General features: G+C 57.7%; 21 protein-coding genes. 8 read left to right on the top strand and 13 right to left on the bottom strand.

Going from position 1 to position 25,682, the window contains the following annotated elements; translation table 11 throughout:
• Positions 1-16: 16 nt before the first annotated feature.
• The gene (locus NIM86_RS15490; RefSeq protein ID WP_253383440.1) at positions 17-1,120 is read right to left on the bottom strand and encodes a YeeE/YedE family protein; all 1,104 of its coding nucleotides are present in this window, start codon (positions 1,118-1,120) and stop codon (positions 17-19) included.
• A 114-nt stretch (positions 1,121-1,234) separates the two neighbouring features.
• Positions 1,235-1,612: a transcriptional regulator gene (locus tag NIM86_RS15495; RefSeq protein ID WP_253383441.1), complete on the bottom strand. Its 378-nt coding sequence runs from the start codon at positions 1,610-1,612 to the stop codon at positions 1,235-1,237.
• Positions 1,613-1,883: 271 nt separating this feature from the next.
• On the opposite strand from NIM86_RS15495, the gene NIM86_RS15500 reads away from it, so the two are divergent.
• Positions 1,884-3,068 (top strand): FIST N-terminal domain-containing protein, encoded by a 1,185-nt coding sequence (locus tag NIM86_RS15500; RefSeq protein WP_253383442.1) that lies wholly within the window; start codon positions 1,884-1,886, stop codon positions 3,066-3,068.
• The gene (locus NIM86_RS15505) at positions 3,065-4,420 is read left to right on the top strand and encodes an ATP-binding protein (protein WP_253383443.1); all 1,356 of its coding nucleotides are present in this window, start codon (positions 3,065-3,067) and stop codon (positions 4,418-4,420) included. Before NIM86_RS15500 ends, NIM86_RS15505 begins: the two co-directional genes overlap by 4 nt.
• A gap of 45 nt (positions 4,421-4,465) precedes the next feature.
• Here the strand turns inward: NIM86_RS15505 and NIM86_RS15510 are convergent, their stop codons facing one another.
• From NIM86_RS15510 to pedF, 3 genes are all read right to left on the bottom strand, one after another.
• Positions 4,466-5,149 carry a response regulator transcription factor gene (locus NIM86_RS15510; protein ID WP_253383444.1) on the bottom strand — a complete coding sequence of 228 codons (684 nt, stop codon included), beginning with the start codon at positions 5,147-5,149 and terminating at the stop codon, positions 4,466-4,468.
• Between the two features lie 101 nt (positions 5,150-5,250).
• Entirely contained in the window at positions 5,251-6,150 is a 900-nt protein-coding gene (locus NIM86_RS15515) for an ABC transporter substrate-binding protein (protein WP_253383445.1), read from the bottom strand.
• The gene (gene pedF, locus NIM86_RS15520) at positions 6,147-6,857 is read right to left on the bottom strand and encodes a cytochrome c-550 PedF (RefSeq protein WP_253383446.1); all 711 of its coding nucleotides are present in this window, start codon (positions 6,855-6,857) and stop codon (positions 6,147-6,149) included. Before pedF ends, NIM86_RS15515 begins: the two co-directional genes overlap by 4 nt.
• A 134-nt stretch (positions 6,858-6,991) precedes the next feature.
• Between pedF and NIM86_RS15525 the strand changes: the two genes are divergently transcribed.
• The 4 genes from NIM86_RS15525 to NIM86_RS15540 all read left to right on the top strand — a co-directional run bounded on the left by NIM86_RS15525 (position 6,992) and on the right by NIM86_RS15540 (position 12,036).
• Positions 6,992-8,197, top strand: a complete 1,206-nt coding sequence (locus tag NIM86_RS15525) for an ABC transporter substrate-binding protein (protein ID WP_253383447.1) — start codon at positions 6,992-6,994, stop codon at positions 8,195-8,197.
• Between the two features lies 1 nt (position 8,198).
• A complete protein-coding gene (locus tag NIM86_RS15530; RefSeq protein WP_253383448.1) occupies positions 8,199-9,176 on the top strand; it encodes a YVTN family beta-propeller repeat protein in 978 nt (325 codons plus the stop codon).
• A 102-nt stretch (positions 9,177-9,278) separates the two neighbouring features.
• Entirely contained in the window at positions 9,279-9,884 is a 606-nt protein-coding gene (locus NIM86_RS15535) for a tetratricopeptide repeat protein (protein ID WP_253383449.1), read from the top strand.
• A 433-nt stretch (positions 9,885-10,317) separates the two neighbouring features.
• Positions 10,318-12,036, top strand: coding sequence for a PQQ-dependent methanol/ethanol family dehydrogenase (locus NIM86_RS15540; protein ID WP_253383500.1), 1,719 nt, complete (start codon positions 10,318-10,320; stop codon positions 12,034-12,036).
• Between the two features lie 207 nt (positions 12,037-12,243).
• Here the strand turns inward: NIM86_RS15540 and NIM86_RS15545 are convergent, their stop codons facing one another.
• From NIM86_RS15545 to urtA, 8 genes are all read right to left on the bottom strand, one after another.
• Entirely contained in the window at positions 12,244-14,361 is a 2,118-nt protein-coding gene (locus NIM86_RS15545; RefSeq protein WP_253383451.1) for a 4Fe-4S binding protein, read from the bottom strand.
• Between the two features lie 119 nt (positions 14,362-14,480).
• The gene (locus tag NIM86_RS15550) at positions 14,481-14,816 is read right to left on the bottom strand and encodes a zinc ribbon domain-containing protein (RefSeq protein WP_253383453.1); all 336 of its coding nucleotides are present in this window, start codon (positions 14,814-14,816) and stop codon (positions 14,481-14,483) included.
• 10 nt (positions 14,817-14,826) lie between these two features.
• On the bottom strand, positions 14,827-16,056 hold the full coding sequence (gene fmdA, locus NIM86_RS15555; RefSeq protein WP_253383455.1) for a formamidase: 1,230 nt from the start codon (positions 16,054-16,056) through the stop codon (positions 14,827-14,829).
• A gap of 55 nt (positions 16,057-16,111) precedes the next feature.
• Positions 16,112-16,801 carry an urea ABC transporter ATP-binding subunit UrtE gene (gene urtE / locus NIM86_RS15560; protein WP_253383457.1) on the bottom strand — a complete coding sequence of 230 codons (690 nt, stop codon included), beginning with the start codon at positions 16,799-16,801 and terminating at the stop codon, positions 16,112-16,114.
• A gap of 11 nt (positions 16,802-16,812) precedes the next feature.
• Complete coding sequence (gene urtD, locus NIM86_RS15565) at positions 16,813-17,568, bottom strand: urea ABC transporter ATP-binding protein UrtD (RefSeq protein WP_253383459.1); 756 nt, start codon at positions 17,566-17,568, stop codon at positions 16,813-16,815.
• A 12-nt stretch (positions 17,569-17,580) separates the two neighbouring features.
• Complete coding sequence (gene urtC / locus NIM86_RS15570) at positions 17,581-18,717, bottom strand: urea ABC transporter permease subunit UrtC (protein WP_371872921.1); 1,137 nt, start codon at positions 18,715-18,717, stop codon at positions 17,581-17,583.
• Between the two features lie 10 nt (positions 18,718-18,727).
• The gene (gene urtB / locus NIM86_RS15575; RefSeq protein WP_253383461.1) at positions 18,728-19,654 is read right to left on the bottom strand and encodes an urea ABC transporter permease subunit UrtB; all 927 of its coding nucleotides are present in this window, start codon (positions 19,652-19,654) and stop codon (positions 18,728-18,730) included.
• 99 nt (positions 19,655-19,753) lie between these two features.
• On the bottom strand, positions 19,754-21,022 hold the full coding sequence (urtA, locus tag NIM86_RS15580; protein ID WP_253383462.1) for an urea ABC transporter substrate-binding protein: 1,269 nt from the start codon (positions 21,020-21,022) through the stop codon (positions 19,754-19,756).
• 330 nt (positions 21,023-21,352) lie between these two features.
• Between urtA and NIM86_RS15585 the strand changes: the two genes are divergently transcribed.
• Positions 21,353-24,730 carry an ATP-binding protein gene (locus NIM86_RS15585; RefSeq protein ID WP_253383463.1) on the top strand — a complete coding sequence of 1,126 codons (3,378 nt, stop codon included), beginning with the start codon at positions 21,353-21,355 and terminating at the stop codon, positions 24,728-24,730.
• On the top strand, positions 24,727-25,629 hold the full coding sequence (locus NIM86_RS15590; protein WP_253383464.1) for a DNA-binding response regulator: 903 nt from the start codon (positions 24,727-24,729) through the stop codon (positions 25,627-25,629). Before NIM86_RS15585 ends, NIM86_RS15590 begins: the two co-directional genes overlap by 4 nt.
• Positions 25,630-25,682 lie beyond the last annotated feature (53 nt).

Raw genomic sequence — 25,682 nt, forward strand, 5'->3', positions numbered from 1 at the left:
AGGAAGAAGGTTCGGCCTATTCGGCTGGCTGGAGCTGCGCGGGCTTTCGGCTGGCAGCGCGCTTGTCGAAGCTGCCTAAGACAAGATCGGTCAGACCGGCGAAGAGTATCATCATCGCCAGGCCGACCAAGGCTGTTGCCGCCAGCACCGATCCTCCGGTGAAGCCCGCGCCGATTGTGCATCCCACCGCGAGAATACCGCCGAAGCCCATCAGAACGCCACCGGCCGCATACCGCCAGATCGACGGCACGCCTGTCTCTGCAAAGGTTTGAATACGGAAATTGCGGAAAGCGAGAGCGCTCAGAAATGCACCGGCTATCGTGCCGGCGATAATTCCAACATCTGTCGAAAGCGCGTCGACAGCGCCACCGCCTCCGAGAAAATTCAGCGTGTTCGCCAGCGGCCGCATGTAGGAAAGGCTCTCCGGCTGAACCGGATCGAAGACTTGCCCGGAAAATTGATACGTCGCGTACCAACCAAATGCGACCGTCGCGCCTGCAACGGCACCGCCCAAGGCGTAGGCCGGCGAAAGGCGACGACGTACCGCCAATGCCGCCGCTGCGACAATGAGCGCCAAGGAAAAGACGGGACCGAAGGCATCGCCCAACCCGCTCAGTGCAGAGATATCGTTGCCGCCCAGCGCTGCCGAACTCAACAAGCTCCCAATGGCGTCGCGCAATGGCACGAGCGGACCCTGAAATGTCGCCCAGGCGGTCCCGGCGATTACCAGAATAGTGAAGATGGCCCGTAAATTGCCAGTCGCTCCCAATACAACCAGGCGCGATGCGCAGCCGCGGGCAAGCGCCATGCCGATCCCGAACAGCGCCCCGCCAACAATTGCACCTGACAGGCTTTGCGGGGTGGCAAAGAACCGGGACTCGCCGACATTGATGACGCCAAACCAGATCATCGCCTGAACGAGAGCGACGCAGAGCGCGAAACCGATTAGCCAAATAGGCAGCGCACGGCCTTTGGTGTTACGAAACAATTCGATGGCCGCCGAGCGCGTGCAAAAGCCGCTCCGCTCCAGTGCGATACCAAATACTGCGCCGAGGCCAAGACCTATGATTGCCGCTGTGGCTGGTTCACCGACCGTATCGATTAGCGGAACGAAATCCATGACGCTCTCCTGCAAGTTGCAGGAGAGCGTATCTGCTCGTTTTCAAAGCGTCAGGAACAGCGATTGCGTATTTGGCCCATTTCGCGCAATGCCGTTCGAAGCGGTAGCCCATCCTTAGTCAGTTTCAGTCGGCTGACCCGGCGGAGGTAGCTGGTCAAGCATCTCGCCGATCCGGAACCAGAAAAATTCATCGCCGGGATAGCCGCGCAGCCGCGCGATTTCCTCGCCATCATCGATCAAGACGAAAGTCGGCGTCAAAATCTCGCGACGAATATTGGAAAGATCGTCCGGCCATGGCTCGGTTATATCCACACGGCGTAACGGCGCGCGCTGCCCTTCCTTCGTTCGCGGCCAGGTCGGCGCGATCTCCTCGTTGAAGCGCGCGCACCAAGGGCAGCCAGGCTGTTCGAGCATGAGCAACTCTGCCGAGAAAACGGGGAAACTGAATTGAACGGCAGCGATGAGAATAAGAACAGCTAGCAATTGTCGCATCGTGCTGAATCCTCCTTCCCACAAGATCACGCGCAGCTTGTATCTATCACATTCGATTGTCAGATGCCGAAACATGCGCTCACGGTCCGGAAACGTGTACAGCGTCGAAGATGACAGGGCCGAGCGGTCTCAAATACGATGATGCCGGTCGAACTTTCGCGAGCGCCGGCCAGCATACTGTACTTTAGCACACTCGATTGGCTGAAGACCCGCGCCTAGGGTATTAGGCAAAGGGATCGGCGTGCTTGCACCATCCCTTGGGAGGATAGGAATGAGATGTCATCGTGTTCATTATGAATGCGGCGCGGTCTGCCTCTACACGGCGGATGAAGCAGTTGAGAAGGGTGAAGACATGGCCAGCGCGCTCTCCGATGCCGCTGCAGAAGCCGCCTTTGCGCTGATCCATTTTTCCAAATCGATGATCGAGCCGGAAGAGATCGTAGGCCTTATGGCCGAGGCCGCGCCGAACCTGTCTTATGCAGCGTGTTCGACGGCAGGCGAGCTTACCCCGCTGGGCGTAACCGAGGGGCAACTGATCGTTATCCTTCTGCCCAAGCGCCATTTTCATGTTGAAGCGGCGCCAATGACTTTCGATCAGACGAAGTCCCTTAGCGAATCCGCCGAAGACGTTGCCGCATTCCGCCGCCAATTCCTGGCCGGACAGGAAATGTCGGATAAAGGACAAAGCTTTGCTCTCTGCATTACAGACGGCATGTCGTTCGATGAGGAAACAGTAGCAGCCACGCTGCACTGGGGCCTGGAAGATATGCCGCTGCTCGGCGGATCGGCGGGCGACGGCCTCGACTTCAGCAAAACATGTTTGATCCTGAATGGAGAAATTCTACGCGGCGGTACCATATTGCTGCTCATTGCATCCGACCTGCCGCATCAGGTCTTCAAGACAGAAAATTTTGTCCCGACCAAAGAAAGGCTTGTCGTCACCCGGTCAGACCCTGCCCGCCGTATCGTCTACGAATTGAACGCTGAAAACGCTGCGGAAGTTTATGCGGAGATTATCGGCGTCGATCCGCAGTCGCTTTCACCCATGACCTTTGCTTCCCATCCGCTGGTCGTTCGGATCGGCAATGAGCTCTATTGTCGGTCGATCCAGAAGGTAAACGACGATGGATCGCTCTCGTTCTTCTGCGCCATAGACGACGGCATCGTGCTGACCGTTGCCGAACCGACTGGTATGGCGCGCTCCACCGAAACCACACTGGATTCAATTCGCTCTTCTCTCGGGACCATCGACTTCGTTCTTGGATTCGACTGTGTGCTGCGTCGGATCGACGCGCGCAATCGTCAGATCACTCAGAAGATTTCACATCTTTACGCGGAAAACCACGTGATAGGCTTCAACACCTACGGCGAACAATACCGGTCCATGCATCTCAATCAGACGTTGACTGGCGTCGCATTCGGCCTGCCGACTGAGAAAGATCAGGCTACCCAATGAGAATCGAAGAGATCGAGGACGTCGAACAACTCCGGCGTATCAACCGCGTGTTGATGAACCGTGTGGAAAGCGACACCAACCATCACGGCAACTCGTTTTCGCTCTTCCAGACGGCGCTTAATCTCGAGGCGCAGGTTCGGCGGAGAACAGACGAACTCTCCACTACTCTCGGACGCCTCGAAAAGAGCAACCATGAACTTGCCTCGGCAAAAGAAGCAGCCGAAGAAGCGAACCGGTCGAAGACACGCTTTCTCGCTGCAGCCAGCCACGACCTGATGCAGCCGTTGAACGCGTCGCTTCTGTCGCTCTCACTGCTGGAGGATGAGCAGACAACGGAAGAAGGTCGGCGTTTGGTCGAACAGATGCATCGATCCATGACCTCCATCGAGGAACTGCTGCGCACCCTGCTGGAAATCTCCAAGTTCGATGCCGGCGCCGTGAAACCCAGCCTGTCCGACCTGTCTCTCGATCAGCTTCTAAGGTCATTGGAGGAAACATTTCAGCCGTTCGCCGAGCTGAAGAAATTGAAATTGACGGTGCGGTGCCAGCCGCTGAATATCCGCTCCGACAAGACCATGATCAGGCGAATTCTACAGAATCTTATATCGAACGCGCTGCGTTATACCACTCATGGAGGAGTTCTTGTCGGCGTACGAGATCGAAGCGACGGTATTGTGATCGATATCTACGATACCGGGTGTGGCATCGATCCCAGCGATATCGACAGGATATTCGAGGAATTTCAGCGCGGAAGACGGCTGACCTATGCTGAACAAGGCCTGGGTCTGGGACTGTCGATCGTCAGGCGAATGGTCGACGCACTCGGATACCGGCTCGCTGTGTCGTCGAAACCAGGTAAGGGAACGCGCTTTCGATTGACTCTGCCACTTACTGCAATGGGAGCTATCGGAAGCCTGCCATCGACGCCCTCAACACGCCAAATCGAAAGCACGAGTATCGAGGGGCGGACGATCCTGCTCATAGAAAACGATCCCGCCGTATCCAAGGCGATGGCCTCACTGCTGCGTTCCTGGCAACTCGATGTGATCGCAGTGTCGTCTCTTGACGAAACGATGCGGCTCGTTCTGGACCGCAAAACCGTGCCGGATCTGATCATCGCTGACCAGAACCTGGATGACGGCGACCTTGGCACATCGGCGGTTGCCGCCATTCGCGCCCTCACCAAAAGGCGCATCCCGGCCCTGATCGTTTCGGCAAATGCGAGCCGCGAGCTGGAATATCTGGCCGATCAGATGAAAATGGAAATGATGCAAAAGCCGGTCAAACCAGCCCAACTAAGAGCGTTGATGAGTCACATGCTCGCGCATCAGGAAGAAGGTCCAACGGCTTAGAGCGTCTGAAGAAGTCGAACCCTTCAACCGCCGATGGCCGATGGATCATTCCTCGGTTTGAAAACGGTTGAGATCTTTGTCGTCAAGCTTGCTGAGCTCGATCACCACCTGTGTGCGACTGTGAACATTCAGCTTCCGCAGAACTTCAGAGACGTGTGCCTTGACCGTCGTTTCGCCGACACCAAGCTCATAGGCGATCTGCTTATTGAGAAGCCCACTCTGCACCATGCGGGTGACCCTCAATTGCTGCGGCGTCAACGATGCCAGTTTGCCGAGTATCGCGAGGCGGTCCTGTTCGGGCTGTTCGACATCCACCGGCGGTGAGTAATCCTCCGGCAGATAGATATCGCCTTGAATGACCCTGGCGATTGCGTCGGCCAAAGTGCCGCGGGGGGTCGATTTCGGAACGAAGCCAGACGCGCCCTGCGCCATAACGTCCCGAATAATATGTGCTTCCTCATGGCCGGAAACGACGACAATAGGCATTCGCGGATGCTGATTGCGTAGCTCAAGCAGGCCGAAATAGCCTTCCGTATCGGGGATAGCGAGATCGAGCAGTGCGAGATCGAAATTGGCGTTTTCCGCCAGCGCCTTGTTCGCCTCGGCCAGCGACGCGGCATCCACGATCTCGGATTTTGGATAGGCGGCCCGAATGGCGGACTGAAGCGCTTCGCGAAACATCGGGTGATCGTCGATCACCAGGAACCGGAAATTGACCGCCTCGCTCATAACCGCCGCGGGCAACGACGCGAAGCTTCTGCTACGGATAGTATCATGCGGCCCTCCTCCCATTGCCCTGTGATGCGCTCCCACGGTTTCGCCCGCTCCTCTCACCACTCCGGTTTGTTGTAATCTACACCGTATCGATTGAAAATCCTGGCCATGCGTCCGTCCTCCACCGCCGCCCGAATGGCGTCATCCACCGCATAACTCAGCGGACGCCAATTGTGGCGGACGGCAACGCCCAGCGTCCAGTTTCCTCTTGCCAGACCGACCAGTGGCGGCTGGTGCACCGCTATCGTCTCGTCTTTTCCGAACTGGAGTTGGGTGAGTGGGCCCATCACAGCCTTCACCTCGGCGTTTTTCAGGCCTGCCATCGCAGCTTCGGTGGACGTATAGCGTGTCATGTTCGGCACGATCTGCCCATTGGCCATGCCGCTCAGATAGAAATCGGATAGCGAGTCGTTTTCGACACCCACCGTGTCATACCGGAAATAGGGTGGCGTCGGCCCACCATCCGGATAATCATCCTTCCGATAGGCGATAGCGATCTCTTCATTGAAGTAGTGGCCAGTCAGAACCACGAGTTCGTTACGGCACTGTAGTTCTCTATCGTAAGGTATATGCAGCATCACGTTGGAGATGCGCCCACTTACAATGGTGCCTCTCCAGACATGGTTGCGGAGGTCGGCATCGACATTCTCGTCAGCCTGCACGACGTTGAAACGAGCCTCAACGCCCAGAGCATCGGCGATCAACTCGCCCAGCTCGATATCGATACCGGTCCGTTTGCCATCCTTCGTGAAGACAAAGGGCGGAAAATCCTCGTAGACAGCGAAAAGTATCCAGCCGCGCTCGACGATCTGGTCGAGACTTTGGCCGATAATGTCTCGAGAAGCATTTTGCGGCGGCCGAGGGGCCTGATCGCCAAATTGCATGTCGCGGCAATTCTGGGCGCTGGCAAACTGCGCCCAGACCATCAGCAATGCCAGCAACAGCCAGCGCATCATTCTGCTGCGGATAGACCGATGGTCATGATTTCCACCGTCTCATCAAGACTGTTATCGGACCCGTTGAGTGCTGCTGCAGCGCGGGAGGCCACAGAGTCGGCCTTCGGCGCGCCGGAGGCTGTCTTGATCTCCTCCGCAATGCCACTCAATTCGATCTTATATGCCTCGATCTGATCATCGGAGGCTGCATCCGCATTTTGCGCCAAGGCTTTGAGTTCGCCGAGAATGTCGTGAAGCCGATCGTCGTGGTCGTCGAGAGCGCCGTCATCCGGACGGGTTTCTATGTAGGTTCGAATGGCCCACGCCGCTTCCTGTCCGAGCAGGTCGCCGAATGCCGGCATCTTGGTGATGCCGTTCTGCCTATAACCGTGCCGGAAACGTTCCAAAAACCATTCGTCACCGAATTCGTCGGCTTCCAGATAGCGAAGATCGGGCGCCAGCCCGCCGGAAATTACCTCAAGCCCATGGCAACGCGCACAGTTTTGGTTGTAGCCCGATGCGCCGACACGAACCGCAGTCGCCCAGTTTTCGCTTTCAGGATCACGCCAGGGATTTTCCAGAAGCCACTCACCGTCAAGTGTGGGTAGTGAAGACGTGTCGACCGCCTGCGGGGCGACGTCGCCATGCGCCAGAACGGCGTCATCGAATATTATCGTTATAGTCGACGCGCCTAGAATGGCGGCGCTCAACAGAGCCCAGCTTCGCATCTAGCATCCTCCCGTGTAGATGCTGCCGATATACCCGCTGTGCTTGTGTGGCGCATTGGTACTTAAGCACAAGCGACGAAATCCGATGGCGGTGTCAAGTTCCTGTCGACTGCGTTTCTGGGAGGACTGGCAGAATGCCAATTATGACATTGGCGCCATTGATAATGGGCGCGACAATCGCGCTTATCTTGACAATATGCGGCTCAATGCCAGCCACCGCTCAAGATCAGACCGATGTCGTCGTCGGCTATATAGAACGTCGCGTTCCGCCACCGCCTGTTCTGTCGAATCTAGAGAAGACGCCTGACGATCTCGGCATTGCCGGTGCACAGCTAGCCCTAAAGGACAATGCGACCACAGGAAGCTTCCTCAACCAATCATGGACCTTGAATTCTTCAATCGTCGAGCCGGATGGCAATTTCCTGCAGGCCGCCCGAAAACTTCTCTCGCAAACGCCCTTTATTGTCGTCAAAGCCCCGCGTGACGATATGCTTGCGCTGGCCGATATACCGGAAGCGCAGACGGCTATCGTTATCAATACCAATCTGGCGGATAACGATCTTCGAGACAGCGCGTGCCGCAGCAATCTGCTCCACACCCATCCATCCCGAGCCATGCTGACCGATGCATTGGCTCAATTCGCGGCCAGCAAACGCTGGACGAATTGGGTTTTGATCGGGTCGAAAAGCAAAGCCGACATCGCGCTTGCCGATAGTTTTACGCATTCGGCCACAAAATTTCGCCTGTCACTTCGTGAACACATGGTCTGGACATTCGAGGCCGACATGCGACGCAACGCCGCCGCCGAAGTGCCCCTTTTCCTGCAAGCTGCGCCGGACCACGACATGCTGGTGATCGCAGATGAAAAACACGATTATGGTCGCTACGTTCTCTACAACACATGGCTGCCGCGACCGGTGGGCGGGTCGGAGGGTATTGTACCATCGGGCTGGAGCGCTGCCGTCGAACAGCACGGTGCGGCACAGTTGCAGAGGCGGTTTTCATATCTGGCAAACCGCGAGATGTTTGCCGTCGATTACGCCGCATGGGCCGCTGTGCGAACCATCGGCGAAGCCGTCACGCGCTCTCAGTCTGCCGAGGCTGTGACCGTTAGGGATTACATACTATCAGATCGCTTCGAACTGGCCGGTTTCAAAGGTCGCCCCCTCACCTATCGCACATGGAACGGCCAATTGCGCCAGCCGATCCCCCTCACCCATCCGCGCGCTCTCGTCGCTATGGCCCCGCTAGAGGGATTTCTTCATCAGCGCAATGAACTCGATACGCTTGGTTTGGATCAGCCCGAGTCCGGCTGCCGGGCTTTCGTCACGGGACAATGAAATGCTTATAAAATCAATGAAAACCACTGCGGTCTTTATGTCGATAGCGATTACGACTTCCGCAGCGGCGGATGAAATGTGGGTCTCGAACGAGAAGGATGACACACTCTCGGTCATCGATATCGAAACAATGGAAGTGGTGCGGACGATCGAGGTTGGAGAACGCCCACGTGGTATCACATTCTCCAGAGACCATGATGTGCTTTACGTCTGCGCATCCGATAGCGATGCCGTGCAGGTCATCGACCCGGCGACTGGCGAGATATTGCACGATCTGCCATCGGGCGAGGACCCCGAGCAATTTGTGCTCCATCCGGACAATCGGCGACTTTATATCGCCAATGAAGACGATGCGATCACCACCGTTGTCGATACCGAAACGCGCCGAGTGATCGAGCAGATCAATGTTGGAATAGAGCCGGAAGGCATGGCCGTTTCCCCCGATGGCAAGATCGCCATTACAACGTCGGAAACGACGAATATGGCGCATTGGATCGATACCGAAACCGATAAGCTGTTTGCCAACACGCTTGTCGATCAGAGGCCGCGCCACGCCGAGTTCACGCATGATGGCAGCGAATTGTGGATCTCTGCGGAAATTGGCGGAACCGTTACGGTATTCGACGTCGCTAGCCAGACCGAGAAAGCCAAGATCAATTTTAAGATTCAGGGCGTTCATCAGGACCGCGTACAACCGGTCGGGTTCGAGATGACGAAAGACGGGCGCTACGTCTTTGTTGCACTCGGCCCGTCCAACCACGTCGCCGTCGTCGACCAGAAAACCTATGAGGTCATCGATTATCTGCTGGTCGGGCGTCGGGTCTGGCACATGGCGTTTAACGGCGACGAGAGCCTACTCTTCACGACCAACGGCGTGTCGGGCGATGTCACGGTAATCGATGTCGAGAAACTCGAGCCGATTAAGACCATTAAGGTCGGCCGTTTCCCGTGGGGCGTGGCCTATCGTCCGTCACCTTGAGATTCGACCATTCCACCCGGCAACCGCCAATGAGACTGTACGAAAGGCCATATAGAAGGCCGTCTGTCTTCGAGATACGCTCCCGATCTGGAGGAATCGGCCATGAAAAAGTTCTTACTGGCCCATGCGGTCTTTGGCGCCTTCATCTTTGTCGCCCAACCGGCTGCTGCAAACGAACAGCCCCAGCAAGACCCCTGGCAACTCGATGCCGGTAGTCAGCAGCAGAACGAGTTCGGCACGCTTAATCCCGATGAAATGACGCTCAATCGAGCCATCGAAAATGCAACGCGCGGCGAAGTCGACATGATGACCTGCGCCCAAGGTTACATCATGACCAAGATGGGCAACCATGTCGACGCGCGCACCATTTTTCGCAAGTGCGCCGAAGCCGGCTACACCGGCACGATGACCTGGATGTCGTACATGGAAGAGAATGGCTTTGGCCGTTCCGATATCGATCCGGAATCGGCTGCGAAATGGGATCGGCAGGCCGCCGATATTGGTGATCCCATCGCGCAGCTGAATTACGGTCTGGACCTCCTCCGCGGCCGTGGCGTTGCTCCCGACCCCGAGGCTGGGCAGCGATGGGTTGATCGTGCGGCAGCCGCTGGCGAACCGGCAGCGATTGAACTGCAGAAATCGGATTACGATTATCGGGCTGTCACGCCCGATGCCGATGAAGGGCGTTACGACAAGAACCTTTTCTAGGCGGAGTTTTTTTTGCACTCCACTAATCAACGAAGCATCCCCCGTTCAGTCCTGTTGTCCGGCAGCGTCTAATGCGAGTGATCTTTACGCTCTCCTAGCGCAAGAGCGAGCTGGTCCTTCGACCATACCACATCAAAAATTTTAAATAAGATACTGATTTATATTATAATTTTGAATTAGAACGCAAGGTCTGCACCTTGGTACAATAGCGGGTGGCTGCGTTTCCACTTAGCGTTTGAAGGGAACACGGGACCGGCCGTTTTCCGAGGGTGTCTCCGGGGAGGACCGTGCACCCGTCGATACGCACAACTCAACTGGGAGGAACCTGATGAAGAAGAGCTTCATTCTGGCGTTTGCCGCTATATTGGCTAGCAGCGCGGCCTATGCACAAGATTCGACGGAGCCCGCTAAAGTCGCCGATACAAGCGAGACGATGGCGGCCGATGCCAAAGGGGTGACGGAAGAGGATCTTGCCAACGATACGCAGACGACCGGCGACATCCTGACGAACGGCATGGGCCGGCATCTCCAGCGTTATTCGCCGCTGACGACCCTCAACAAAGACAATGTAGAGAACCTCGTTCCCGCCTGGGCTTTTTCGCTAGGCGGCGAGAAACAGCGAGGTCAGGAGACCCAGCCGCTGGTCTATGATGGCGTAATGTATGTGACGGGCTCCTATTCCCGTCTCTACGCCATCGATATCGAGACTGGTAAAGAACTTTGGCAATACGACGCCCGCCTTCCAGAAGGCATCCTGCCCTGTTGCGACGTCATCAATCGTGGCGCAGCGATCTTCGGCGACAAGATTTACTTCGGCACACTCGACGCGACGCTTGTCGCGCTGAACCTTAAGACCGGTGACGTCGTCTGGCGCGATCGCATCGCCGACTACCGCGCCGGTTATTCCTACACATCGGCTCCGCTGATCGTGAACGGCCTTGTCATAACCGGCAATTCCGGTGGCGAGTTCGGCATTGTCGGCGAAGTGCAGGCCCGCGATGCTGAAACGGGCGATCTGGTCTGGACCCGCCCGGTGATCGAGGGGCACATGGGAACCTTCAAGGGCGAAGAAAGCACCATGACCGGCGAACTGAACGCGACTTGGCCGGGCGATATGTGGAAGACGGGCGGCGGCGCGACCTGGCTCGGTGGCAGCTACGACGCCGAAACCGATACGATTGTATTCGGTGCGGGCAACCCCGCCCCATGGAACTCTTGGCTGCGCGGCGCAGGCAATCCGGAAGGCAATGAAGGCGACAATCTTTACGCCGCCTCTCGGATCGGCATGGATCCGGCCACCGGCGAGATCAAATGGCACTTTCAGACGACGCCGCGCGAAGGCTGGGACTTCGACGGTGTGAACGAGATGGTGCCGTTCACCGACTCCGAGGGCAATAAGCGCTGGGCAACAGCAGATCGAAACGGCTTCTTCTACGTGCTGAACCGTGAAGACGGCGCCTTCGTCAACGCGACACCTTTCGTGAAAAACATCAGTTGGGCCGAAGGCATAGACGAAAACGGGCGACCGATCTTTAACGAAGCCAATCGTCCCGGTAACCCGTCTAAAGCAGCCGATGGCGGCAAGGGCGAGGTCGTTTTCGCCGTACCGTCCTTCCTGGGTGGCAAGAACTGGATGCCAATGGCTTACAGCCAGGACACGGGCTATTTCTACGTGCCTTCAAACGAATGGGGCATGGATATCTGGAACGAACCTGTCTCCTACAAGAAGGGCGCTGCGTATCTCGGCTCCGGCTTCACGATCAAGCCCATTTTCGAAGACCATATCGGATCGTTGAAAGCGATCGATCCTGCCACGGGCGACATCAAGTGGGAATATAAGAACGATGCTCCGCTATGGGGCGGCGTGATGACGACCGCTGGCGGCCTGGTCTTCACCGGAACCCCGGAGGGTGAGTTCAAAGCGTTCGATGCGGAATCGGGTGACGAACTCTGGAGCTTCCAGACTGGCTCCGGGATTGTCGGTCAGCCTGTCACCTGGGAGATGGACGGCGAGCAATATGTCGCAGTCGCTTCCGGCTGGGGTGGCGCGGTGCCGCTATGGGGCGGTGAAGTCGCCAAGAAGGTCAATTACCTCAATCAGGGCGGTATGATCTGGACCTTCAAGCTGCCAAAGCAACTGGCCGCTCAATAAAACAAAGCTTGTTGCTCCCAAGCGACTGAAGGCGCCCTCCGGGGCGCTTTCTTTTTTGCGTTCGCACGGCTGATCGCTTTCCTTGCTATTTCAAAGCGTGAGACACTCGGCGCACCATCTGTTCTCACCCTCCACGCTCATCGCGCTCAAAACTCTATGGCGGATGGACGAGGCTCTATGCGAAGAGCGTGAGAGTAAACCGAACGTCTATGAAGCGGTGGCTGGTTGACCAGAAGGAGACAGCTTGAGCCCACGCTTCTTGCCCTTCGCCGCCAACACAAGTGGCACGCAGCGTTCCGGATCGTCATGAATCGCCACGCAATCGAGGCAGCCAAAGCATTCATCATACTTGATAGCGCCGCTCTTCCCGATGGCGCCATAGCTGCATTTTACCTTGCAAAGCTGACAGGGTGTACCGCATTCAACGCGCCGATCGATCCATTTGCGCATCCGCAGCATTCCACCAATGGCCATGACCGCGCCGAGCGGGCACAGATAGCGGCAGAACCCCTTGAACAGAAACATGGAAAGCACGAGTAACCCGGCCGCGTAAGCGACATAGTACCATTCGCGGACGAAGTAGGTCGTTACGGCTGTCTTGAACGGTTCAATCTCGATCAGCCTGTCGTTCAAACCGGGAGCGAACAGTGCGGCGCCGACCATAAGCGCCAGCACGACATATTTGAGCTTCGACAAGATCCTGTCGAGATGATCTGGCACCTCGATCTCCGGCAAGCGAAGCAGACGCGCAAGCTTTGCGGTAAACTCCTGCATCGCGCCGAACGGGCAAAGCCAGCCGCAGAAGAGCGCCCGCCCCCAAAAGAAAAACGCCAGGATCGTCGCCAGCCAGAGCACAAGCGAGAACGGATCGTACAGAAGAAACGCCAGTGATTTCTGCTCGACAAGAGAGCGGGTCACGCCCAGCGGCGTGGCGACGGATAGCTGGCCCTGTCCCCACCAGCCCACGAAACACGTGACCGCAGCGAGGATGACCAGACGAAACGCGGTGAAATGGCGATGGCCTGCAAAAGCATTCATCTTCATGCCAAGAAGGATAAAGAGACCCGCCAGCCCGGCTCCGAGAACGGCCAGATCCGCGCTTCTGTTCTGCACCGCCTGCAGCCAGACCGGCGGCGGATCGGGGGGACGGTTGACGGTAAAGAAGCGTTCATCCGTCTTGTGGCTCAGGGAAAAGTCCGCCTTGCCAATTTCGGGCTGAAAGGAGCCATGTTCGCGGATGGCGCGGATCGAAAGGGTCCACTTTTCGATGGGATTGAAACCCAGCCTGCGGTCGGTACGCAAAACAAGCGCCCTTCCCTCTGGCGCATCCGGTTTGAGGTCGATCAGAAAGTCCGCATCGCGCAGCGCGACCGGCAGGCCGCCCTGTTCGGCGAAGATGAGGTCAGGACTGGTGTTGCGGACGAATTCTTCGCCGACGAGGCCGTGGCGTCCGGCCTCTATCAGAAGGATCGGCTCGTCATGTTCCGAGACTTCGCGGAAATTCTGCAGTTCACGCAATGTGCCCGGCGCGAGAGCAGCTCTTGCGACGGCCGGTGGGCCGATATCGACGACCCAAAGATCGAGATAAATGCCATCGGGATTGTCCAGCGCTAAAGAATCGTCATTCGCCCAGATCGAGCCCGCAAAGGCTTCCTGCAGTTCGGCGTTCGTCACGACAAGGCGGCTAGCGATTCCCTGTTCGACCAGATCGCTCCAACTGAGATTCTCGTCATGGGTCAGATCGGGCCTTGCAGTAGAGGATGCGCCGACCCCCTGCATCTTTTCGCGCGCTACGGAAAAGGAAGCCGCCAAGATCGATTCATGAGCAATCCTGACGCTCGCCGTGGCTTTGGTAACGCCATCTAGATAAACCAGCGAAGAGCCCTCACTCGACGAACCGTAGGGCACGCCCACGACAAGTGTGTCCGTGATCGAATGGCCCTTGTACTGGCTCACAAACTCGCGAAATGGCGCCTCGCCGAGGCCGGAGACGAAGATCGGCTCATTGTGTTCGATCAGGTCGACATCGATGAAACGGCCTTCGGTCGTGACCTGTACGAAGAGATTGATCGGCGCGCCGGAAAAGCCGGGCAAAGGCGACCGAGGTTCCGAAGCAAAACCGTAGCCCGCTACGCGCCCGTCGAGGTTGACCAGCTGCCAACTGTCCTCGGCAAACTCTTCCCCCAGGCTGTAGGGCGGCTCGACAAACCCCCTCGCCTCCTGAGCGGTCAGTCCGTTCGCTCGGACGCCCGAACAGATCGCCGCAAGCCCTATCAGTATTGGTAAAGCCGACCGCAAAAGCGACCAGCCAAATCTCCTCGCCATTCCGGAAGGATCACACCGGGTTCAACGCTTTGCAACGCAATCCCACATCGATAATCCTTGTACTTTAGAACATGCCGCGACGCGAACATCCCGGCGCGACATGCACTGTACGATCCCGGTCAGTGGCTGATCTGCCACGGCCTTGCGGTCGGAAAGCTTTTCGAGCCGTCCGGCCTCGTCAGCGTTTTGCGGTTCTTTTTTCCCGACGAGCAACACGAACAGCCCGGTCCATGTCCCGTCTGGCTGCTGCGCTTGGGATCATGAGCCGAACGCTCGTTTGTGGCGAAGGCGTTGCGGCGTGCTGCATCCATTCCTGCCACGAAGGGCATTGTGAGAAACGCGCGTGGCGCATCCTGCCCGCAATCGGGGCAGGTGCAAGGTTCGGCGGATTTTTCCATGGTGCGGACCGAAGTGAACGGCCCGCACTCGCTGCAATTGTAGTCATAGAAAGGCATTGGAATTGCCTCAGAGATCGGGGGCCAGCGGCACGTCGATGGAGCCGTCGAGATATTTCGTCGGTCCGTCCACGCCAGGCATCAGGTCGAATTCGAAGACATCCGTCGGCAGCCATAGCGTCGCACAGGCATTCGGAATGTCGACGACGCCGGAAATGTGGCCCTGACACGGGGCAGTACCAAGGATCGCATAGGCTTGCGCGCCGGAATAGCCAAACTTCTTCAGATACTCGATGGCGTTGAGGCAGGCCTGCCGGTAGGCGATATGCACGTCGAGATAATGCTGTTTGCCGCCCTCATCGACAGAGATACCCTCGAAGATCAGGTAGTCGTCATATTTTGGCGTGATCGGCGATGGCTTGAAGATCGGGTTCTTGATCCCGTACTTTGCGACGCCGCCCTTGATGAGATTGACGCGAAGATGCAGCCAGCCGGCCATCTCGATGGCACCGCAGAAGGTGATCTCGCCGTCACCCTGGCTGAAGTGCAGATCGCCCATGGAGAGGCCAGCGCCCTCCACATAGACCGGGAAGTAGATTTTCGAACCGCGCGACAGATCCTTGATATCGCAATTGCCGCCATGTTCGCGCGGCGGCACTGTCCGTGCGCCCTCGGCAGCAGCCGTGTCACGGGCTTCGCCGGTCATCTTACCCATATGCGCCGACTGGGTATTTGGCAGGGCGGCCAGTTCCGGCACCCTCTCCGGATCGGTCGCGACCAGTGCGGCCTCACGCTCGTTCCACATATCGAGCATGGCCCGATCAGGCAGGCACCCAATCAGACCGGGATGGATGAGACCGGCATATTTCACGCCAGGAACATGGCGGGATTCGGTGAACATGCCCTTGATGTCCCAGATGGATTTCTGTGCTTCCGGAAAATGGTCGGTCAGAAAGCCGCCGCCATTCTGCTTGGAGAAGAAGCCGTTGAAGCCCCAGAGGCTTTCTTCTTTCGCGCCGATATCGAGAATATCGACAACCAGAAGGTCTCCCGGTTCGGCGCCTTTTACGCCGATCGGGCCGGAGAGATAGTGGACCTGTTCAAGTTCGACATCGCGCACGTCAGCAGCGTCGTCATCATTTTTGATCTGCCCGCCGGTCCAGTCATAGGTTTCGATCTTGAATTCATCGCCCGGATCGACCCACACGGTAATCGGGATATCCGGATGCCAGCGGTTATGAATATTCTCATTGGTGTGCGGGCTCTCGCTGAGATCGACGGAAATGAGCGTGTCGGCCATGTCGTTTTCCTTTCGCAGGCTTCAAATTTCCAAAAAATACGGGTGATTGGGGCAGTCAGACCGACAGGAAGCCGGCCACCTTCTTCTCATCGATCCCGTCTCGTGGGCTCTCGTGAACGATGTCGCCCTTCTCCAGCACCAGCACGCGGTCGGCGATATCGAGCGCGAAGCTCAGCACCTGTTCGGAGACGACAATGGACAAGCCCCGCTCATCCCGAATCTGGCGGAGCGTCTTGGCCATATCCTTGATGATGGAGGGCTGGATGCCTTCTGTCGGCTCATCGAGCAGCAAGACCTTCGGCTTGCTGGCGAGCGCGCGGGCAATGGCGAGTTGCTGCTGTTGACCGCCGGACAGGTTACCGCCCCGTCGATCCTTCATCTCGAGCAAAACGGGAAAGAGTTCGTATATGTCGCCCGGCACTTTGCGTTCGCCGGTGACGGTCAGGCCCGTTTCAATGTTCTCCCGGACCGTCATGGTCGAAAAGATCATGCGGCCTTGCGGCACGTATGCGAGACCGTTTGCGACCCTCCTGAAGCTCTCCTCGCTCTCGACATGAGCCCCATCGACGACGATCTCGCCTTTCGATGAGGGCACGACGCCCATCAGGGACTTCATCAGCGTCGTCTTGCCCATGCCGTTACGGCCCATGATTGCGACGATCTCGCCAGGCGCGACGTCGAAATTCATACCGTGGATCACTTCGCTTTCGCCGTAGGCGACATGCAGGTTTTCGACTGCGAGCATGATCGTTCTCCTCAGTGCCCGAGATATACTTCAACGACTTTGGGATCGTTCTGCACATGCGTCATGCTGCCGTCGGACAGTACCTTGCCCTGATGCATCACCGTGACCCGGTGAGCGATGTCCTCGACAAACTTCATGTCGTGTTCGATGACGATGACCGAGCGGTCCTTGATGATGGTGTGCAGCAGTTCGGCGGTTTTCAGCCGTTCGCCCACGCTCATTCCCGCCACCGGCTCGTCCAGCATGAGAAGTGTCGGGTCCTGGATCAGCAGCATGCCGATCTCCAGCCATTGCTTCTGGCCATGGCTCAGAATGGCAGCCGGCGTGTGAAGCTGATTGTGCAGGAAAACCATCCCTGCGATTTCTTCCACCCGGTCCCGCACTTCCGCGTCGCGACGAAAGGCGAGAGCGCCGAATACATTGCGGCCCCGCGGAAACGACAGCTCCAGATTTTCAAAAACGGTCAGTTCTTCGTAAATCGAGGGGTTCTGGAATTTCCGCCCGACGCCCTGATGGACGATCTGGTGCTCTTTCAGGCTGGTCAGTTCAGTATCGCGAAACCTGATCGACCCGGAGGTCGCTTTGGTGCGTCCGCAAATCAGATCCAGGACCGTTGTCTTTCCGGCGCCGTTGGGGCCGATGATGACGCGGATCTCGTTCTCATCGATATAGAAGGACAGATCGTTGACCGCCTTGAAGCCATCGAAGGAAACGGTGAGCCCTTCGACCGAAAGAAGGAAGTCCTTTTGAGGAGATACGGCGTTCATTCTTTCCTCCTGTCATTCCGCAGGGTTGGCGAGGGAATGACCTTCGGCGTCACGCTTGCGCATGGTGCCGAGAAGCCGGGCGATATGTGGAGCGAGATAGCGGTTGTAGAGACCGGCGATACCGTCTGGGAACGCCATCACCACCGCGATGAACAGGCCGCCCATGGCAAAGAGCCACAGTTCGGGAAAACTCTCCGAAAAGGACGTCTTGGCGTAGTTGACGAGCAGCGTACCGTAAATTGCGCCGAACAGGGAAAGGCGTCCGCCGACCGCAGCGAATATCACCATCTCGATCGACGGCACGATGCCGACGAAGGAGGGGCTCATGAAGCCGACCTGCAGCGTGAACATCGCGCCGCCGATCGCCGCCAGGGCCGCCGCAAAGCAGAAGACGAAAATCTTGAACGCCGCCACATTGTAGCCGGAGAAACGGACGCGATCCTCCTTGTCGCGGATAGCGATCAGAAGCCGGCCGAACTTGGAGACATGCACGGCCTGCGACAATAGAAGCGAAGCGATCAGCAACCCGGCGCAGACGAAATAAAGGATCGTTTTGGCGTCGTTGGTGCGGATATCCCAACCGAGCAAGGTCCGCAGATCGGTGATGCCGTTGACGCCGCCGGTATAGCCTTGCTGGCCGATGATCAGGATCGTCAGGATCGCGGCGACGGCCTGTGTGATGATCGCGAAATAGACGCCGCCGACCCGCCGGGTGAACATCGCAAAGCCGATGATGAAGGCGAAGATGACGGGTACTGCGATCACGGCGAACAGCGCGAAGGGCAGCGAGCGGAAGGGTTCCCACCACCACGGCAGGGCAGTCACCTGGTTCCAGTCCATGAAGTCCGGGATGCCGGGCGTCGACTGAATGGCCGTATTCTCGGGAGACGAGGCCTCGAGCTTGAGGAACATGGCCATGCAATAGCCGCCGAGGCCGAAGAAGACCCCCTGCCCCAGGCTGAGGATGCCGCCATGGCCCCAGCACAGAACCAGTCCGAGCGCGACAAACGCATATGTCAGATATTTGCCGACCAGATTGAGACGGAATGGATCGAGCGCCAGCGGAAAGACGACGAGCAGTATGGCCGCGAGAATAGCGAGATAGAGCCAGCCGGACCGGGTGAAGAAGGGGTTGGACATCGCGTTCATGACCATTGCCTCACTGACGGATTTTGAGGGTGAAGAGACCCTGTGGCCGGAGCATCAGAATGATGACGACGGTGAGCAGGGTGAGGACCTTCGCCATGGACCCGCTCATGAAGAACTCCATGGTCGACTGGGCCTGGGAGATGGTGAAGGCCGATGCGATGGTGCCTAGAAGGCTGGCCGCGCCGCCAAAGACCACGACGAGGAAGGTATCGACGATATAAAGCTGGCCTGCCGTCGGTCCTGTCGAACCGATCATGGTGAAGGCCGCACCCGCGATCCCGGCAATGCCGCAGCCAAGGCCGAACGTCATACGGTCGACGCGTCGTGTATCGATACCGACAGCACCGGCCATGATGCGGTTCTGCATGACGGCGCGGACGCGCTTGCCCCATCCGGAGCGGAACATGATGAAATAGACCGCGACGGTGATGGCGAGTGTCAGTCCCATCACGAACAGCCCGTTGATCGGCACTTCGACAATGTCGGTCAGGGCGACCGAACCCATCAGCCAGTCGGGCAGCGTAACGCCGACCTCACGTGCGCCGAAAACGGAGCGGTAGAGTTGCTGCAGGACAAGTGACAGCCCCCAGGTCGCCAGTAGCGTGTCGAGCGGTCGCTTGTAGAGATGGCGGATCATCGCCCATTCGACCAGGACGCCGAGCGCGAATGAGGCCAGGAACGCCAACGCCATGGCGACGAAAAAGTAGATCGGGAAAAGAGCCGGCGCGTAGTTCGACACGAAGTTCGAACAAAGATAGGTGACATAAGCTCCGAGAATCATGAACTCCCCGTGCGCCATGTTGATGACGCCCATCTGGCCGAAAATAATAGCCAGCCCGAGAGCCATCAGAACAAACACGGAGAAGAGGATCAGCCCGGCGAAGCCTTGCATTGCCAGGATGGAGAAGAATTCGCTGTATGTGTAATCACCAATCATCGCCGTCGCTCCGGCCGTATGCCGGCCTTCCTGTTGGATAGGAAAAGGAGGGGAGGCTCCCCCACGCCGAAGCGTGGAGGAGTGTGCAACCCGGCTGGCTTATTGATAGCCTTCCGGGAAAGGATCCGGCTCCATCAGTTCTTCGGTCTCGTAGACGACCTCGTACTGACCGTCCGGCATGGCGTGGCCGATACGGGTCTTGGACCAGAGATGATGGTTCGGGTGGATCTTCACGTAGCCCTCTGGGGCGGTGTCGAGTTCAATATCCGGCGATGCCTCACGCACCTTGTCGATGTCGAAGCTGCCGGCTTTTTCGACCGCCGCCTTCCAGAGCCATGGACCGAGATAGGCGGCCTGGGTCACGTCGCCGATCACCATGTCGTCTCCCCACATCTTTTTGAACTCGGAGACGAATTCCTTGTTGTTCTCGTTATCGAGGCTCTGGAAATATTTCATCGCGGCGTAAGCGCCTTCGATGTTCTCACCGCCGATGCCGCGGATCTCGTCCTCGGTCACCGAAATGGTCAGCAGAAGCGGCTTTTCCTTCGTCATATCGATGCCAGCCGCCTTGAGCTGCTTGTAAAAAGCAACGTTGGAGCCGCCGACGACGATCGCATAGATGACGTCCGGCTTCTTCAGGCGGATTTTGTTGATGACCGAATTGAACTGCGTATGGCCGAGCGGGTAGTACTCCTCGCCCACCACTTCGAGGCCGAGCTTTTCGATGTGCTTGCGCGCAATCTTGTTGGAGGTGCGCGGCCAGATGTAGTCGGAACCAAGGAGGTAGAACGTCTTTGCCCCCTTTTCCTTGGCGACCCAGTCGATGCCGGCGATGATCTGTTGGGTCGCTTCCTGACCCGTGTAGATAACGTTCGGGCTCTCTTCCAGGCCCTCATAGAAGGTCGGGTAATAGAGCATGCCGTTATATTGCTCGAAAACGGGTAGAACGGCCTTGCGTGATGCCGAGGTCCAGCATCCGAAAACGGAAGCCACTTTGTCCTGAACAAGCAGCTTCTTGGCCTTTTCGGCAAAGGTCGGCCAGTCGGACGCGCCGTCTTCCTGAATATACTCGATCTTGCGTCCGAGCACGCCGCCCATCGCATTGATCTGTTCGATAGCCAGTTTTTCGGCCTGCACCGAACCGGTCTCGGAAATCGCCATGGTGCCGGTGATCGAATGCAGGATGCCGACCGTTACGGTATCGTCGGTTACCGCCAGGCCGGTCGTGTTTATTTCGGATGTCGGCGGCTTGTCTTGAGCAAGGGCGGGAATACCGGCCGATGCCAGGATGGAGATGGAAGCGATGCCCGCCATAAGCTGGCGGCGGCTCATGCGAAAGCCTGCACCACGAGAGCGCGAATGCGTCATGGGAAACCCCTCGGTTTCTGAAGGTCTTGTAGGGTTCAGATCCGACGAACCTCGCCGGTCGAGGGGTATCCGGCCACGCTTTTTGCAACGCAACAATGGGCCATTTAACGTATGGAAGGTGCGTTAAATGCCCCATAGCCTGATTTCACGTGTTGGCGGTTGGTCAATCGGAGGATTTTCCTAGGAAACTATGGCTTTTGGACCGTTCAACTTAACTGCCGTCGTTGAAAAATTGGCCGGCTTCTTGACCTTCGCGCCTGCAGCAAAGAAGCTATTTTCTGATAGATCAGGCGAAATCGGCGGCAGGCCAATTTCGCGGCGAGAGGCTATATGTCGCAGACGTTCCGCATCGCCCGCCTGAAGCGCACCTATTCCCGCTGGGTGGCCGACGAAACAATGGAAGACTGTGCGTTGCGCTTTACGGCGTATCGCGTCAGGCGGTTTTCACCCGGACGGATCGCCAATACAGCTATCGGAGCGGTTTCCTTTCTGGCGCTTGAGGCGATCGGTGGAGCAATCACCCTTTCCTTCGGCTTCTCGAATGCGCTCGCCGCTATCCTTGTCACATCCTGCCTGATCTTCCTGGCTGCCCTGCCCATCTCATGGCACGCGGCCCGCGCCGGGGTCGACGTCGACCTTCTGACGCGCGGAGCGGGTTTCGGCTATCTCGGATCGACGCTGACTTCGTTGATCTACGCCAGTTTCACTTTCATCTTCTTTGCCATCGAGGCGGCCATTGTCGCCACGGCGCTGAAACTCACGCTCGGTATGCCGCTATGGCTCGGCTACATCGTCTCATCGCTAGGCGTAATCCCGCTTGTTCTATACGGCATTACTTTCATCAGCCGCTTTCAGGCGTGGACCCAGCCTATATGGATCGTGCTCCAGCTGGCGCCGTTCGTGTTCATCGCGGCAAACGGCTTTCAACCGGTAAGCAACTGGACCGGCTATACCGGGCTATATGGCGCGCTGGACGGCGGGGTGGGGATAGCTGCCTTCGGAGCGGCATCGGCGGTTCTCTTTTCGCTGATCGCGCAGATCGGCGAGCAGGTCGACTATCTGCGCTTTCTGCCGAAACGCTCGAAAATCGGTCATCTGAACTGGTGGGTGGCAATGGTCAGCGCGGGGCCGGGATGGATCGTGATCGGAGCGCTGAAGATCCTCGCCGGTTCTTTTCTCGCCTACTACGCCTTCGCCAATGGAACAGGATTTGGCGAGGCATCGGACCCCGTTTACATGTACCACACTGTCTTCTCCCAGATGGTGTCCACGCCCGAACTGGCGCTCGGCCTGACCGGAATTTTCATCGTTATCTGTCAGGCTAAAATCAACGTCACCAATGCCTATGCGGGCTCCATCGCATGGTCGAATTTCTTCAGCCGGCTGACGCACAATCACCCCGGACGGGTGGTCTGGCTTGTCTTCAATGTGCTCATCAGTCTTCTGCTGATGGAATTCGGCATGTATCGGGCGTTCGAACATATTCTCGGCCTGTATTCCATCCTTGCCGTCGCCTGGGTTTCCGCTCTCGTTGCGGACCTCGTCATCAACAAGCCGCTCGGTCTCTCACCGAAAGAGATCGAGTTTCGCCGCGCCCACCTTTACGATATCAATCCGGTTGGGTTCGGAGCGATGATGATCGGCATCGGCGTTTCGATCGCGTCCTATTTCGGTCTCCTCGGCTCCAGCGCCGAGGCGCTTTACTCCTACGTCGCCATCGCAGTCACCTTTTTGGTGGCGCCACTCTTGGCGTTCCTGACGGAGGGACGATATTACCTCGCCCGTCAGCCAGACCCGACCGTTTCTGCGCCGGGTCTGAAGACCTGCTGCATTTGCGAATATTCATACGATGGCGAGGACATGGCGCATTGCCCCGTCTATTCCGGGCCGATCTGTTCATTATGCTGTTCTCTGGACGCCCGCTGCGGCGATGGCTGCAAGCCGCAGGGCAGGCTCGGCGCGCAGATGCACGGCGCCGTCAGTAAGCTTGCCTTTCACCACGAAAATGTCGAGCGCTGGCTGGGTTCGACCCTTGCGCGCTATCTGGGCATCATGGCCTGTACGGCCATCGTCATGGCGATCGTTTTCGTGTTCGCTTCGTTCGACGGTCAGTTAAATGGCAGTCTTGGCAACGCCGCGACAGATACGCTGCTTCTGAAACTCTACGCAATCATGATGATCGCCGCTGGCGTCATTGTCTGGCTGGTCGTTCTTGCCCAGGACAGCCATTCGCGAGCAGAGGAAGAAGTGCGTCGGCATACCGGACTTCTGATCGACGAAATCGCCGCTCACCGGGAAACGGATCGTCAACTGCAACAGGCCAAGGAAGTCGCGGAGAAGGCCAATCTCGCCAAGAGCCGTTATGTTGTCGGATTGAGTCACGAACTGCGTACGCCCCTTAATGCGATACTCGGATATGCCCAGCTTCTTGAACGGCAGGCCCAGCCTGAAACGCCGGTAGGCAATGCGGCCCGCACGATCAAGAAAAGCGGCGATCACCTGACGCTAATGATCGACGGCCTGCTCGACATTTCGCGGATCGAAGCGGGCAAGCTGGAAATCTTCCGGCATAAGGTCGCGCTTAAACCGCTCCTCGACCAATTGATCGACATGTTCAGTTTGCAGGCCGCGAACAAGAATGTCGCTTTCATATTCGAACCACCGGCGACGCTTCCCGACTATGTCTGGACGGACGGCAAGCGGTTGCGCCAAATTCTCATCAATCTTCTCTCCAATGCCGTCAAATTCACACGTGAAGGAGACGTCCGGTTCAGCGTTGCGTACCGTAACCAGATCGCCGTGTTCACAATCGCGGACACCGGCATCGGCATCGCGCCGGAAGATTTGGAGAGGGTCTTTCTTCCCTTCGAACGAGCCGCGGAAGGTGTTGACCAATACGCCGCCCCCGGCACTGGCCTCGGATTGGCCATAACAAGACTTCTCGTCGACATAATGGGTGCCGACCTCTCCGTTCAAAGCGAACTGGACGTCGGTACGACATTTACACTGCGAATAATGCTCGGCTCAGCCCACAAGGGAGAGGAAATCCAGGTTCAGCAGCCGCTTCCGAAGGGTTATGTCGGGTGTCGTCGGCGTATTCTGGTTGCCGACGACAATTCCAATCACCGAGCGGTTACGCGCGAATTTCTGGAACCGATCGGCTTCGAAGTAATTGAAGCGGTCGATGGACGATCCGCGATGTCGGCGGCGGCCATATCACCGGTCGATCTTGCGTTGCTGGACGTCGCCATGCCGCATATGGATGGCTGGCAGGTCGCCAGACGATTGCGGGCGTCGGATCCCGATCTGCCAATCGTCATGATATCAGCTGAAGCGGGACCGGAAAGAAACCGGCCCGAATATCAGGCGCTCTACAATAGCTATCTGACAAAGCCATTTTCCTTCGCCGATCTGATCGAAGCGCTCGGTACGCTTCTATCACTCCAATGGACCAATGAGAGCGAGGAAGCGCGGTGGCTGGCAGCATCGGAAAGCTGGACGTGGCCATCGGACGAGCGCATTCGTGAACTGGAGAAACTGGCTCGCACCGGCTTTCTGCGTTCGCTCGTCGCAGTATTGCGTGAAATCGAGCAGCGCGATCCTGATCTCAAAGCCTTCTGCGATACGATCCGCGATCTGGCCGAGCGCGGTCGTGCCGATACCATTCTGACGATTCTGGCGCGAGCGCCAGCCGATCTGGTGCAATGACCATGACCCCAAAACCCGCCATCCTCATTGTCGACGATTCACCAGAAACCGCTGCGATGCTGAAGGACGCCGTCAGCTTTCATGGCTTCGCGGCCGAAGCGGCCCATTCTGGTCTTGAGGCTCTAAAGGCAATTGGACGCGCCCTGCCCGACATGGTCCTCATGGACGCGCGAATGCCTGGCATCAACGGTTTCGAAACGACCGAGATGGTCCGCGCCGATCCACGGCTGCAGCACGTTCCGGTCATGATCATGACTGGGGCCAACGAATCGGAGCATGTCGTCCATGCGTTCGCATCCGGTGCGGTCGATTTTATTGCAAAGCCCATCAACCTGGATGAACTGTTCGCACGCATGAATGTCCACCTCGGGCAGTTTCACCGCCAGCGATCCGCGCAGAAGGCGCTGGATGCGACCGGAAGGCATATCCTTTCTGTATCGCCCCATGGCGCGATTCACTGGACGACGCGCCAAGCCGCTGAATTGCTCGAGCGTGCCGGCTTGCCGAATGGCGAAAACCAGCGATTGCCTGTAGCCGTCGTCGAATGGCTGGCCGAGGAAAACGACAAGCCCCTCAGTCTCAAGCAGAGCGGCATTGCGCTGGAAATGCGGGTGGTCGAAGCAGGCTCCGATCAGTTTCTCATTAGGCTTCTGGATCGAAGCAGAGGGACTGACGAAGAACGCCTGGGGCAGACATTCGATCTGACCGTCCGCGAAGCGCAGGTCTTGCTCTGGATCGCTCACGGAAAATCGAACAAGGAGATCGGCGATATTCTGGAGATGAGCCACCGGACGGTGAACAAGCATCTGGAACAGATCTTCGCCAAACTCGGCGTGGAAAACCGTACGGCGGCTGCGACGACTGCCGTCCGCGTTCTGTGGGCCGATGAGGCATATTAGCCGCCGCGTTGGCCGCTGGTTTTGAGCGTCGCGTTCAACTCGCTGTCACTCAG

Source organism: Notoacmeibacter sp. MSK16QG-6 (assembly GCF_024158145.1).
GTDB lineage: Bacteria > Pseudomonadota > Alphaproteobacteria > Rhizobiales > Rhizobiaceae > Notoacmeibacter.

Coding starts and splice junctions, on each gene's coding strand:
- NIM86_RS15525 (WP_253383447.1), top strand. CDS start 6,992: ATGCCAATTATGACATTGGCGCCATTGATAATGGGCGCGACAATCGCG.
- NIM86_RS15500 (WP_253383442.1), top strand. CDS start 1,884: ATGAGATGTCATCGTGTTCATTATGAATGCGGCGCGGTCTGCCTCTAC.
- NIM86_RS15540 (WP_253383500.1), top strand. CDS start 10,318: ATGGCGGCCGATGCCAAAGGGGTGACGGAAGAGGATCTTGCCAACGAT.
- fmdA (WP_253383455.1), bottom strand. CDS start 16,056: ATGGCCGACACGCTCATTTCCGTCGATCTCAGCGAGAGCCCGCACACC.
- urtC (WP_371872921.1), bottom strand. CDS start 18,717: ATGAACGCGATGTCCAACCCCTTCTTCACCCGGTCCGGCTGGCTCTAT.
- NIM86_RS15510 (WP_253383444.1), bottom strand. CDS start 5,149: ATGAGCGAGGCGGTCAATTTCCGGTTCCTGGTGATCGACGATCACCCG.
- NIM86_RS15550 (WP_253383453.1), bottom strand. CDS start 14,816: ATGCCTTTCTATGACTACAATTGCAGCGAGTGCGGGCCGTTCACTTCG.
- urtD (WP_253383459.1), bottom strand. CDS start 17,568: ATGAACGCCGTATCTCCTCAAAAGGACTTCCTTCTTTCGGTCGAAGGG.
- urtA (WP_253383462.1), bottom strand. CDS start 21,022: ATGACGCATTCGCGCTCTCGTGGTGCAGGCTTTCGCATGAGCCGCCGC.
- urtB (WP_253383461.1), bottom strand. CDS start 19,654: ATGATTGGTGATTACACATACAGCGAATTCTTCTCCATCCTGGCAATG.
- pedF (WP_253383446.1), bottom strand. CDS start 6,857: ATGCGAAGCTGGGCTCTGTTGAGCGCCGCCATTCTAGGCGCGTCGACT.
- NIM86_RS15585 (WP_253383463.1), top strand. CDS start 21,353: ATGTCGCAGACGTTCCGCATCGCCCGCCTGAAGCGCACCTATTCCCGC.
- NIM86_RS15495 (WP_253383441.1), bottom strand. CDS start 1,612: ATGCGACAATTGCTAGCTGTTCTTATTCTCATCGCTGCCGTTCAATTC.
- NIM86_RS15490 (WP_253383440.1), bottom strand. CDS start 1,120: ATGGATTTCGTTCCGCTAATCGATACGGTCGGTGAACCAGCCACAGCG.
- NIM86_RS15515 (WP_253383445.1), bottom strand. CDS start 6,150: ATGATGCGCTGGCTGTTGCTGGCATTGCTGATGGTCTGGGCGCAGTTT.
- NIM86_RS15535 (WP_253383449.1), top strand. CDS start 9,279: ATGAAAAAGTTCTTACTGGCCCATGCGGTCTTTGGCGCCTTCATCTTT.
- NIM86_RS15505 (WP_253383443.1), top strand. CDS start 3,065: ATGAGAATCGAAGAGATCGAGGACGTCGAACAACTCCGGCGTATCAAC.
- NIM86_RS15530 (WP_253383448.1), top strand. CDS start 8,199: ATGCTTATAAAATCAATGAAAACCACTGCGGTCTTTATGTCGATAGCG.
- NIM86_RS15590 (WP_253383464.1), top strand. CDS start 24,727: ATGACCATGACCCCAAAACCCGCCATCCTCATTGTCGACGATTCACCA.
- urtE (WP_253383457.1), bottom strand. CDS start 16,801: ATGCTCGCAGTCGAAAACCTGCATGTCGCCTACGGCGAAAGCGAAGTG.
- NIM86_RS15545 (WP_253383451.1), bottom strand. CDS start 14,361: ATGGCGAGGAGATTTGGCTGGTCGCTTTTGCGGTCGGCTTTACCAATA.